The 11,565-nt window shown below is 68.0% G+C and carries 10 protein-coding genes; 9 read left to right on the top strand and 1 reads right to left on the bottom strand.

Annotation, left to right across the window (positions count from 1 at the left end):
* The first annotated feature begins 34 nt into the window (after positions 1-34).
* The 9 genes from hutH to hutI all read left to right on the top strand — a co-directional run bounded on the left by hutH (position 35) and on the right by hutI (position 10,401).
* On the top strand, positions 35-1,564 hold the full coding sequence (gene hutH, locus E1261_RS37940; protein WP_238176683.1) for a histidine ammonia-lyase: 1,530 nt from the start codon (positions 35-37) through the stop codon (positions 1,562-1,564).
* Positions 1,565-1,581: 17 nt separating this feature from the next.
* Positions 1,582-3,237 (top strand): urocanate hydratase, encoded by a 1,656-nt coding sequence (gene hutU / locus E1261_RS37935; RefSeq protein WP_132414578.1) that lies wholly within the window; start codon positions 1,582-1,584, stop codon positions 3,235-3,237.
* 138 nt (positions 3,238-3,375) lie between these two features.
* Entirely contained in the window at positions 3,376-4,377 is a 1,002-nt protein-coding gene (locus E1261_RS37930; protein WP_132414577.1) for an ABC transporter ATP-binding protein, read from the top strand.
* Positions 4,374-5,033: an ABC transporter permease gene (locus tag E1261_RS37925; protein ID WP_132414576.1), complete on the top strand. Its 660-nt coding sequence runs from the start codon at positions 4,374-4,376 to the stop codon at positions 5,031-5,033. Before E1261_RS37930 ends, E1261_RS37925 begins: the two co-directional genes overlap by 4 nt.
* Positions 5,030-5,740 (top strand): ABC transporter permease, encoded by a 711-nt coding sequence (locus E1261_RS37920; RefSeq protein ID WP_132414575.1) that lies wholly within the window; start codon positions 5,030-5,032, stop codon positions 5,738-5,740. The genes E1261_RS37925 and E1261_RS37920 overlap by 4 nt, the downstream gene beginning before the upstream one ends.
* A gap of 21 nt (positions 5,741-5,761) precedes the next feature.
* Complete coding sequence (locus E1261_RS37915) at positions 5,762-6,697, top strand: ABC transporter substrate-binding protein (protein WP_132414574.1); 936 nt, start codon at positions 5,762-5,764, stop codon at positions 6,695-6,697.
* Entirely contained in the window at positions 6,694-7,881 is a 1,188-nt protein-coding gene (locus tag E1261_RS37910; protein WP_238176682.1) for an allantoate amidohydrolase, read from the top strand. Before E1261_RS37915 ends, E1261_RS37910 begins: the two co-directional genes overlap by 4 nt.
* Positions 7,878-9,188 (top strand): formimidoylglutamate deiminase, encoded by a 1,311-nt coding sequence (locus E1261_RS37905; RefSeq protein ID WP_132414573.1) that lies wholly within the window; start codon positions 7,878-7,880, stop codon positions 9,186-9,188. Before E1261_RS37910 ends, E1261_RS37905 begins: the two co-directional genes overlap by 4 nt.
* Positions 9,189-9,237: 49 nt before the next feature.
* Positions 9,238-10,401, top strand: coding sequence for an imidazolonepropionase (gene hutI / locus E1261_RS37900; RefSeq protein WP_132414572.1), 1,164 nt, complete (start codon positions 9,238-9,240; stop codon positions 10,399-10,401).
* Between the two features lie 28 nt (positions 10,402-10,429).
* Here hutI and E1261_RS37895 read toward each other — a convergent pair whose 3' ends face one another.
* Positions 10,430-11,335 (bottom strand): DUF559 domain-containing protein, encoded by a 906-nt coding sequence (locus E1261_RS37895; protein WP_132414571.1) that lies wholly within the window; start codon positions 11,333-11,335, stop codon positions 10,430-10,432.
* Between the last annotated feature and the right edge of the window lie 230 nt (positions 11,336-11,565).

Here is an 11,565-nt window from a genome sequence, read left to right as displayed (position 1 = left end):
GTGCAATGGGCGGGTGGATGAGAGCAGCGGCACGGTGATCGTGGGAGTCGGCGCGTTGACGGCGGCTGAGGTTGTGGCGGTGGCGCGGGGCGGGGCTCAGGTTCGGATCAGTGATCAGGCGCTCGAGGAGATCGCGAAGTCGCGGGCTGTGATCGAGGCGCTGGCGCATGCGGATACGCCGCATTACGGGGTCTCCACCGGCTTCGGGGCGCTCGCCACGAGGCACATTGCGCCTGAGTTGCGGGCGCAGTTGCAGCGCAGCCTGGTTCGGTCGCACGCGGCCGGGTCGGGCGCTGAGGTGGAGACCGAGGTTGTCCGGGCGCTCGCTCTGCTCAGGTTGTCCACGCTCGCCACCGGTCGTACCGGGGTGAAGGTCGAGACGGCTCAGGCGTACGCCGGTCTGTTGAATGCCAAGCTCACTCCGGTCGTGCACGAGTACGGCAGCCTCGGTTGTTCCGGTGATCTCGCGCCGCTCTCGCATGTCGCCCTCGCGGTGATGGGTGAAGGTCAGGTCCGCGATGCCGAGGGCAACCTTCGCGACGCGGCCGAGGCGCTACAAGACAACGGTCTGCAACCGGTAACACTGGCCGAGAAGGAAGGCCTCGCGCTGATCAACGGCACCGACGGCATGCTCGGCATGCTGGTGCTCGCGCTCGCCGACCTCGACCGGCTGGTGAAGACCGCCGACATCGCCGCCGCGATGAGCGTCGAGGGTCAGCTCGCCACCGACCGGGTCTTCGCCGCCGACCTGCAGGCCCTGCGTCCCCAATTCGGGCAAGCGACCGCCGCGGCCAACCTGCGCACGATCCTCAAGGACAGCGGCATCGTGGCCAGCCACCGCGGCCCCGACTGCAACCGCGTCCAGGACGCGTACTCCCTCAGATGTTCGCCCCAGGTCCACGGTGCCGTCCGCGACACCGCCGCCCACGCCGCGAACGTCGCCGACCGCGAACTCGCCTCCGCGATCGACAACCCCGTCGTACTCCCCGATGGCCGGGTCGAGTCGAACGGCAACTTCCACGGCGCCCCGGTCGGCTACGTGCTCGACTTCCTCGCGATCGCCGTTGCGGATCTCGCGAGCATCAGCGAACGCCGTACCGATCGCTTCCTCGACGTTGCCCGCAACCACGGCCTGAACGCCTTCCTGGCCGACGATCCCGGGGTCGACAGCGGCCACATGATCGCGCAGTACACGCAGGCCGCGATCGTCTCCGAGCTGAAGCGCCTCGCCGTACCGGCCAGTGTCGACTCGATCCCGAGCAGCGCGATGCAGGAGGACCACGTCTCGATGGGCTGGTCGGCCGCACGCAAGCTGCGCCGGTCGATCGACGGACTCCAGCGGGTGCTCGCGATCGAGATCCTGACCGCCGCCCGCGCCCTCGACCTGCGCGCCCCGCTCACACCTTCCCCGGCCACGGCCGCCGTACGGGACGCCCTGAGGCAGTACGTCGAAGGGCCGGGGACCGACCGTCACCTGGCACCGGAGATCGAGCACTCCGTCCAACTCGTTGCTAATGGCACCTACCTCACCACTGCCGAGGCCGTCACCGGCCCGCTCAACTGAGAAAGGCTGGATCACCCATGTCCGGACCCCGTCCTGTGCGCGCCGCCCGCGGTACGACGCTGACCGCTCAAGGCTGGCAGCAGGAAGCCGCGCTGCGGATGCTGCAGAACAACCTCGACCCCGAGGTGGCCGAGCACCCCGACGAGCTTGTCGTGTACGGCGGTTCGGGGAAGGCGGCCCGGGACTGGAACTCGTTCGACGCAATGGTCCGGACGCTGACCACCCTGAAGGCCGACGAGACCATGCTGGTCCAGTCGGGCCGGCCGGTCGGGGTCATGCAGACCCACGAATGGGCTCCGCGGGTGCTGATCGCGAACTCGAACCTGGTCGGCGACTGGGCCACCTGGGAGGAGTTCCGCAAGCTCGAGGCGATGGGTCTGACCATGTACGGCCAGATGACGGCCGGCTCGTGGATCTACATCGGCACTCAGGGGATCCTGCAGGGTACCTACGAGACCTTTGCTGCGGTCGGTGCGAAGAAGTTCGGCGGCTCGCTGGCCGGGACGATCACGCTGACCGCGGGACTCGGTGGCATGGGTGGCGCGCAGCCGCTGGCCGTCACGATGAACGACGGCGTCGCGATCTGCATCGACGTGGACTCGACCCGGATCGACCGGCGGATCGAGCACCGCTATCTCGACGTACGAGCGTCTTCTGTGGACGAGGCGCTGAAGCTCGCCGAGGAGGCAAAGCAAGCGCGGCGGCCGCTGTCGATCGGTGTGCTGGGCAACGCGGCCACGCTTGTTCCCGACCTGCTGCAGCGTGGGGCGCCGATCGACATCGTCACCGACCAGACCTCGGCGCACGACCCGCTGATGTACCTGCCGGTGGGGATCGACTTCGACGACTGGGTGACCTCCCGCGAGAAGGACCCGGCCGGCTTCACCGAGCGGGCGCAGGAGTCGATGGCGCGGCACGTCGAGGCGATGGTCGGGTTCCAGGACGCGGGGTCCGAGGTGTTCGACTACGGCAACTCGATCCGCGACGAGGCCCGCAAGGCCGGGTACTCGCGGGCGTTCGAGTTCCCCGGGTTCGTTCCGGCGTACATCCGGCCGTTGTTCTGTGAGGGTAAGGGCCCGTTCCGGTGGGCGGCGCTGTCGGGGAATCCGGCGGACATCGCGAAGACCGACCAGGCGATCCTCGATCTGTTCCCGGACAACGAGCACCTGACGCGCTGGATCAAGATGGCCGGTGAGCGGGTCGCGTTCCAGGGTCTGCCGGCGCGCATCTGCTGGCTGGGTCAGGGCGAGCGGGACAAGGCAGGCGTGCGGTTCAACGACATGGTCGCTTCGGGTGAGCTCGAGGCGCCGATCGTGATCGGCCGGGACCACCTGGACACCGGCAGTGTGGCCTCGCCGTACCGCGAGACCGAAGGAATGCTCGACGGCTCGGACGCGATCGCGGACTGGCCGTTGCTGAACGCGATGGTGAACGTCTCGTCCGGCGCGTCGTGGGTGTCGATCCACCACGGCGGCGGTGTCGGGATCGGCCGGTCCATCCATGCCGGCCAGGTATCGGTTGCCGATGGCACCGATCTCGCCCGGCAGAAGCTGGAGCGCGTGCTCACCAACGACCCGGCCATGGGCGTGATCCGCCATGTCGACGCCGGATATGACAGTGCAGAACGTGTCGCCGCCGAACGTGGGGTCCGGGTTCCGATGCAGGAGTCCTGAGTACCGGCTGCGACCGGTTCATTCCCTATCGTTATGGTGCACTTTCCCGCGGACCGCGAATACCGCCGATCAGGTGGAATCGTCGGCTCGGTCCGCTAGGGTCATTCGGGCGACCGACGACAAGCGCGAAGGGGCGCCATGATCGAGTTCGAGGACGTCACCAAGCGGTATCCGGACGGCACTGTGGCCGTCGACAACCTGTCCCTGCGGATCCCCAGCCATCAGATCACCGTGTTCGTCGGCCCGTCCGGCTGCGGCAAGACCACGTCGCTGCGGATGATCAACCGCACCATCGAGCGCACCAGCGGCACGATCTCGATCGACGGTGAGGACATCAACAGCAAGGACGCCGTCACCTTGCGGCGGGGCATCGGCTACGTCATCCAGAACGCCGGCCTGTTCCCGCACAAGACCGTGGTGGAGAACGTCGCCACCGTGCCGAAGCTGCTCGGCTGGGACAAGCGCAAAGCCCGCAGTACGGCGATGGAGCTGCTGGAGCGGGTCGGTCTCGACCTCAAGCTCGCGGAGCGGTATCCGGCCCAGCTGTCCGGGGGCCAGCAGCAACGAGTCGGCGTCGCCCGCGCACTCGCGGCGGACCCGATCATCATGCTGATGGACGAGCCGTTCAGTGCTGTCGACCCGATCGTGCGCAACCAGTTGCAGGAGGAGTTGCTCCGGCTGCAGCGCGATATCGGCAAGACGATCGTGTTCGTCACGCACGACATCGACGAAGCGATCAAGCTCGGTGACCACGTCGCCGTACTGCGGGTTGGCGGGAAGCTGGCCCAGTTCGCACCGCCGGCCGAGCTGCTCGCGAACCCGGTCGACGAGTTCGTCGAGAACTTCATCGGCAAGGACCGCGGTTACCGTGCGCTGACGTTCGTGACCGCCGAAGAGCTGCGGCTGACCGACGTACCGGCTGAGCTGACGCGGGCCGAGGACGGTTCGCCGAAGGGCTGGGTGAACGGGTCGGGCGAGCTCGAGCCGGTCGGCGCGACCTTCCAGCGGGGTGACTCGTTGCGCGCCGCCCTCGACGCCGTACTGACGTCACCGGTCGGCAAGGGCGTCTGCGTTGATGAGTCCGGCAAGGCAGTCGGCGTCGTCGAGTACGCCGCTTTGGCAGAGGCCTTCCGCCCATGAGTTGGGTTGGCGACAACTCCGCACTCATCTGGGAACAGTTGCGTGAGCATCTCTATCTGGCGTTGATCCCGATGGTGCTGGGGCTGCTGATTTCACTGCCTCTCGGGTACGTCGCGACGCGGTTCAGCTGGTTGGCGAATCCGCTGGTGGCGCTCGGTGGCGTGTTGTACTCGCTGCCGTCGATCGCGTTGTTCATCGTGCTGCCGGCGATCCTCGGGACGCAGATCCTGTCGCCGGTCAACATCATCGTGGCGCTGACCATCTACGCGGTCTCGCTGCTGATCCGGAACGTGATCGACGGACTCCGCTCCGTGCCCGAGGAAGTGCTGCAGGCCGCAGTGTCGGTGGGCTATGGAACGCTGCGAAGAGTGCTGACCGTCGACCTGCCGATCGCGATTCCGGTGATCTTCACCGGTCTGCGGGTCGTCACGGTCGCGAACATCTCGATGGTGAGTGTCGGCGCGATCATCGGCATCGGCGGCTTCGGTGAGCTGTTCACCACCGGCTTCCAGCAGGACTTCCTGACGCCGATCGTGGTCGGGGTCGTGCTCTCGCTCGCGTTGGCACTGGTGTGTGACATCGCGCTGGTCGGCCTGCAGCGGCTGCTGACGCCGTGGGCGCGAGTGATCTCGCCGCTGAAGGAGGCGACCACATGATCCAGGGCTTCTTCGACTTCCTCGGTGATCCGGTCAACTGGAGGGGTGCCGAGGGCATCCCCACCCGGCTGGTCGAGCACCTGGCCTTCACCTTCGTGTCGCTCCTGATCGCCGCGGTGATCGCGTTCCCGATCGGCCTGCTGATCGGGCACACCCGCCGCGGTGCCTTCATCGCGATCAACACGGTGAACGCGTGGCGCGCGCTGCCGACCCTCGGTCTGCTGACCCTGATCGTGCTGCTGATCGGCATCGGGCAGGTGCCGGTGATCATCGCGCTGGTGGTGCTCGGCATTCCGCCGATCCTCGCTTCGACGTACGCCGGAGTCTCGGGCGTCGACCGGAACACCATCGACGCCGCTCGCGGGATGGGGATGACCGGGCGCGAGATCCTCACCAAGGTGGAGATCCCGATCGCGCTGCCGCTGATCATTTCCGGGCTGCGCAGCGCGACGCTGCAGATCGTGTCCACCGCGACAGTTGCCGCGTACGTCGCCCTCGGCGGCCTCGGGCGGTACGTGATCGACGGGCTCGGCGTACGGGACTTCCCGCAGATGCTGGTCGGCGCCGTACTGGTCGCCCTGCTCGCGATCGTGCTCGACCTCGCCTTCGCCCTGCTCGGGCGTTATGCAGTCTCGGCCGGACTCACCGGCCGGCTGCGGAAGAACGTCAACACCTCGACTGCACCGGCACCGGCCGGCGCGAACTGAGAACGGACCCTGGAGGATCCCGTGTTCAGAAGAACCTTCATCCGCAGTGCCATCGCCGCATCGGCGGTCTTCGCCCTCGCGGCCTGCGGAGGCGGCAACGGCGACCCGTTGGCCGGTGGTGGCGACGCCGGCGACGCCGACGCCCCGGCCAAGATCGACTCGATCACCGTCGGCTCGGCGAACTTCGCCGAGAGCCAGGTGCTCGCCGAGATCTACGCCCAGGCGCTGGCCGCCAAGGGCATCAAGGTGAGCAAGAAGCTCAACATCGGCGCCCGTGAGGTCTACATGGCCGCCATCCAGGACAAGTCGATCGACCTGCTCCCGGAGTACACCGGGGCAACCCTGACCTACTTCAAGAAGGACGCGACCGAGAACGAGGCCGAGGCCGTCTACAAGGCGATCCCGGGCGCGCTGCCGAAGGGGCTGGAGGTGCTGGACAAGTCGCCGGCTGCCGACGAGGACGCGATCGTGGTGACCAAGGCGACCGCCGACAAGTACAACCTGAAGTCGATCGCGGACCTGAAGCCGGTCGGCAAGGACCTGGTCGCCGGTGGCGGTCCGGAGTTCAAGACCCGCAAGTCGGGTGTGGCCGGGATGAAGGATGTCTACGGCATCGAGTTCAAGGAGTTCAAGTCGCTCGACCCGGGTGGTCCGCTGAGCCTGAAGGCGCTGCTGGACAACCAGATCCAGGTCACCCAGTTCTTCACCACCCAGTCGGTGATCAAGGACAACAACCTGGTCTCGCTGGAGGACCCGCAGCACATCCACCTGCCGAACAACATCGTTCCGCTGATCCGCACCGACCACAAGAGCCCTGACGTGGTGACCACGCTGAACGCCATCCAGGCCAAGCTCACCACCGAGGGCCTGACCGATCTCGTCAAGCGTGTCGACGTCGGCAAGGAGAGCGCCGACGCGGTAGCCAAGGACTGGCTGTCGAAGAACCCGCTGTCTTGAGTTTCGAAAACCTGTGGCGGGACCAGTCCGCCATCGGGCGAGACGCCGAAACCGGCGGCTACACCCGAGGCGGCTGGACCCCCACCGAACGCGAGGCCACCACCTGGTTCCTGGACCAGTGCGCCACAAGGGGTTTGGCCGTCGAATCCGACGGCATCGGCAACCTGATCGCCTGGTGGGGTTCTCCGGACCGGCCGGGTGTAGTCACCGGAAGTCACCTTGATTCGGTGATTGATGGAGGTGCCTTCGACGGGCCGCTGGGGGTGGTGTCGGCGCTGGCGGCTGTCGACCTGCTGCGGGCTGAGGGCTTCACACCCTCTGTGCCTCTTGGGGTTGGGGCGTTCGTGGAGGAGGAGGGATCTCGGTTCGGGATGCCTTGTCTGGGGTCCCGGGTTGCGGCTGGGGTTCTGTCGGCTGACAAGGCTTTGGCGTTGACGGACCGGCAGGGCGTCACGCTGGCTGCAGCGTTGGAGGCTGCGGGGACGGATCCGGCCGGCGTCGGACCTTCGCCGTTGCTGGAGCGGATGGGAACGTTTGTCGAGCTGCATGTCGAGCAGGGGCGCGGGTTGACGCCACCTGTCGGGGTGGCGAGTTCGATCTGGCCGCACGGGCGGTACCGGTTCACGTTCGAGGGTGAGGCCAACCATGCCGGCACCACCTTGATGGAGGACCGGCACGACCCGATGCTCACGTACGCGATGACCGCGCTCGCCGCGAACAAGCAGGCCCGGCTCGCCGGTGCCCGCGCCACGTTCGGGCGGCTGTCGATCGAGCCGAACGGGACGAACGCCGTACCGTCTCGCGTGATCGCCTGGCTGGACGCGCGGGCTGCAGACACAGCCACCCTCGAATCGTTGCTAGCAGCAATCACTCGGCAAGCCGTCGAGCGCGCTGAACGCGACGGTACGACGGTCGCCGTCGTACCGGAGTCGGTGTCCCCGATCGTCGATTTCCCGGCTGGCCTGCGGGACCGCCTGGTCGGCGTACTGGATGGTGCGCCCGTCCTCCCGACCGGCGCCGGGCATGACGCCGGCGTGTTCTCCGCGGCCGGGATTCCGACTGCCATGCTCTTCGTGCGCAACCCGACCGGCATCTCGCATTCGCCGGCCGAGTTCGCCGAGGAGGACGACTGTCTGGCCGGCGTCGAGGCGTTGGCCGCCGTACTGAAGGATCTCGCGCAGTGACGTCGTACTGGTGCTCGACCGCCCTCCTTCCCACCGGCGTCGCCTCGGGCGTTCTGGTGACCGTCTTGGACGGACGCATCACCGCAGTCTCGGTCGACGCCGAACCCGGCGACGCCGTGCGGCTGGGCGGGCTCGTGGTCCCCGGTCTGGCGAACTGCCACAGCCACGCCTTCCACCGCGCGCTCCGCGGGCGCACCCAGACCGAGCGCGGGACGTTCTGGACCTGGCGTGAACAGATGTACGCCGTTGCGTCCGCGCTCACGCCGGATTCGTACTACGACCTCGCCCGCGCCGTGTACGGCGAGATGCTGCTCGGCGGGATCACCGCGGTCGGGGAGTTCCACTACCTGCACCACGCGCCGAGCGGCCGCCGGTACGACGATCCGAACGCGATGGGCGCGGCCCTGATCGCGGCTGCGCAGGATGTCGGGCTGCGGATCACCCTGCTCGACACCTGCTACATCGCGGGTGGAATCGACCAGCCGCTCAACGAGGTTCAGCAGCGGTTCAGCGACGGCGATGCCGCGTCCTGGGCTGCTCGGGTCTCCGCGCTGAAGGGTGCGGATGATGTGGTGATCGGTGCGGCCGCGCATTCGGTTCGTGGGGTTCCGCAGGATCAACTCGGGGCGGTTGCTTCCGCGTTTCCCGACGTACCGCTGCATATTCATCTGTCCGAGCAGGTCGCCGAGAACGCAGCCTGCCTTGAGGCCTACGGGCGGACGCCGTCGCAGGTGCTCGACGAGGTCGGGTTCCTGAGCGGCCGGACGAGCGCGGTCCACGCGACGCACCTGACTCCGGTTGATGTCGGTCTGCTGGGGAGTTCCGCGACGTACTCGTGTTTCTGCCCGACCACCGAGCGAGACCTTGCCGACGGCATCGGTCCGTCGGTGGCACTGCGCGATGCCGGGTCGCGGCTGACTTTGGGGTCGGACAGTCATGCGGTGATCGACCTGTTCGAGGAGATGCGCGCGGTTGAGCTGGATGAGCGGTTGGCATCGCAGGAACGCGGACATTGGTCCGCGCCGGAGCTCTTCGCAGCAGCAACCGTCGACGGTCACCGCTCGATCGGCTTCGCCGACGCCGGTGTGATCGAGGTGGGTGCTCGCGCTGACCTGGTCGCGGTCCGGCTGGACAGCATCCGTACGGCGGGGACCGGCGGAACCGTGGAGACAGCCGTCTTCGCTGCCTCGGCTGCCGATGTGGTGGATGTCGTCGTCGGCGGTCGGCATCTGGTTGCTGAGGGCAAGCATATTCGCCTGGATGTGCCCGCCGAACTGGCGGCCTCGATCGCAGCGGTGACCACATGACGCCTGGCCCCCGCTGTTGGCGCTTCACCGAGAATGGATTGATGACGGCATGACCTCTCTTCTCGTGACCGGCATCGGTTCGCTGGTCACCAACGATCCGTCGCATGGTGGGCCGCTCGGCGAGATTCTCGATGCAGCGCTCGTGATCGAGGGCAGCAAGGTCGCGTGGACCGGGCGTCGCGCTGATGCACCTGTTGCTGACAACGCGATCGACGTCGCTGGGCGGGCCGTGATCCCCGGGTTCGTCGACTCGCATTCGCATCTGGTGTTCGCGGGGGACCGGGCCGAGGAGTTCGCGGCCCGGATGACCGGGACACCGTACTCGGCAGGCGGGATCCGGACCACGGTCGCGGCCACCCGGCAGGCGACCGATGAGCAGCTGACCGCGAACGTCGCCCGGCTCGTCACCGAGATGCGCCGGCAGGGGACGACGACGGTCGAGATCAAATCCGGTTACGGGCTCACGGTGGCGGATGAGGCGCGCGCGTTGCAGATCGCGCGCCAGTTCACCGACGAAACGACGTACCTGGGTGCGCATGTCGTGCCGGCCGACTACGCCGACGACCCAGCGGGCTACGTCGACCTGGTCACCGGGCCGATGCTGGATGCCGTTGCTGGTCACGCGAAATGGATCGACGTGTTCGTCGAGCGTGGTGCGTTCGACGAGGACCAGGCCCGCGCCATCCTGACGGCGGGGATTGCTCGCGGTCTTCAACCGCGTGTCCACGCCAACCAGCTCGGCGAAGGCCCCGGCGTCCAACTCGCCTGCGAACTGGGCGCGGCCGCCGCCGACCACTGCACCTACCTCACCGATGCCGACATCGACGCCCTCGCCCAAACCGGCGTCGTCGCCGGCCTCCTCCCGGCTATCGAGTTCTCCACCCGATCGCCGTACCCGAACGCCCGCCGCCTCATCGACGCCGGCGTCACCGTAGCGCTAGCCACCGACTGCAACCCCGGCTCGGGCTACTCCTCTTCCGTCCCGTTCTGCATCGCACTAGCGGTCCGCGAAATGCACATGACCCCCGCCGAAGCCCTCTGGTCCGCCACCGCCGCCGGCGCCAAATCCCTCCGCCGCACCGACGTAGGCCACCTAACCCCCGGCGCCCAAGCCAACCTAGCCATCCTCGACGCCCCGAGCTACCTGCACTTGGCCTACCGCCCCGGCGTGCCGCTGGTTGCCCAGACCTACGTGGCTGGGCGGCCGGTGTAGGGCGCGAACCCACACGCCATCACAACTGTCATCCGGCCAGGGCCTCCCCGCTCAGACCGCCAACGCCGGCCCAATTGTGATGGCCTGCAGGTCCGGCCATCGCCGCGCGGATCGAGGCCACGACCCACTCGCGGTCGAACATCACGTCCTCCCAGGTGAACCGCAGCAGCCGCCAACCGCGCACGGTCAGGTTCACGTGCCGGCGGCAGTCGCGGGTGAGTGCCAACCGGCTGCTGTGGTGGGCGAAGCCGTCGCACTCTGCGGCGAGCCGCAGTGCCCGGTGGCCGAGGTCGATGCGCGCGGAAAATGTGCCGTCCTGAATGACGACCTGCAGCTCGAAGCCGTCGATGCCGTTCTCGATCAGGATCGAGCGGAACACGGATTCCAGCGGCGACTCGGCCCGGCCGTCCGCGGCCGCCGCGACCCGTCCGGCTCGCCGGCAGCCGGGGCCGGTGAGCTCGGCGGCGGCCACCATGAGCTGGGACCGGTCCACCATCCCGAGCCGCAGCGCGGAGTCCGCGACCGTGAGCCCGGCATCGAACGGCAGCGTGCGCGCGCAGTCCAGCACGGTTCGGAGCTTGCTGGTGACGCGTCCGTCGGAGGGGACGTGGTCGGCCCAATGCAATCTGCAGGAGACCGGGCTCAGACGGCGGTGCTGCCCGCGCGGGACGGTGACCTGCGGCTTGTCCGGCAACTCGAGCACCGACATGCCGTGCAGGAAGGCGGCGCTCTCGTGCGAGACCACGCCGCCCTGGGCCCGCGCAGCGGCGAGCGGATCGGGAAGCGGCGGCAGGGCGTAGACCCCGCGAGCGATCCGCCTGATCAGTCCGTCGGCCAGCGCCGTACGAATCGCACCCCTGGGCACGACCCCGCGGAGCTCGCCGAAGCTCGCCGTACCCGCCCGCCGTCGCAGTACTTCCACCACATCTGTCATCCCTCGATGCTGACCGAAATCGCCATCCGCCGTCGGAAGTTATCCACAGGCGGACCCACAGGCCATCACAACTGAACGTTCGCCGGTCGTCCCCGCGTGGGTCAGCGCCTGGGGCGCAGTTGTGATGGCTTGCAGGTCCGCCCCGAAAACCGGGTGCGTCCCCTCACAGCGTCCGCCACCCTAGGTGGCATGGACATTCAGGGGCGGTTGAAGGTGGCTTTCAGGTGGCG

The organism is Kribbella albertanoniae, from assembly GCF_004348455.1.
Classification (GTDB): domain Bacteria; phylum Actinomycetota; class Actinomycetes; order Propionibacteriales; family Kribbellaceae; genus Kribbella; species Kribbella albertanoniae.
The sequence above is the reverse complement of the archived record's forward strand: the minus strand, read 5'-3'. Positions and strand labels throughout refer to the sequence as shown.

Coding starts and splice junctions, on each gene's coding strand:
- hutU (WP_132414578.1), top strand. CDS start 1,582: ATGTCCGGACCCCGTCCTGTGCGCGCCGCCCGCGGTACGACGCTGACC.
- E1261_RS37930 (WP_132414577.1), top strand. CDS start 3,376: ATGATCGAGTTCGAGGACGTCACCAAGCGGTATCCGGACGGCACTGTG.
- E1261_RS37925 (WP_132414576.1), top strand. CDS start 4,374: ATGAGTTGGGTTGGCGACAACTCCGCACTCATCTGGGAACAGTTGCGT.
- E1261_RS37920 (WP_132414575.1), top strand. CDS start 5,030: ATGATCCAGGGCTTCTTCGACTTCCTCGGTGATCCGGTCAACTGGAGG.
- hutI (WP_132414572.1), top strand. CDS start 9,238: ATGACCTCTCTTCTCGTGACCGGCATCGGTTCGCTGGTCACCAACGAT.
- E1261_RS37895 (WP_132414571.1), bottom strand. CDS start 11,335: ATGACAGATGTGGTGGAAGTACTGCGACGGCGGGCGGGTACGGCGAGC.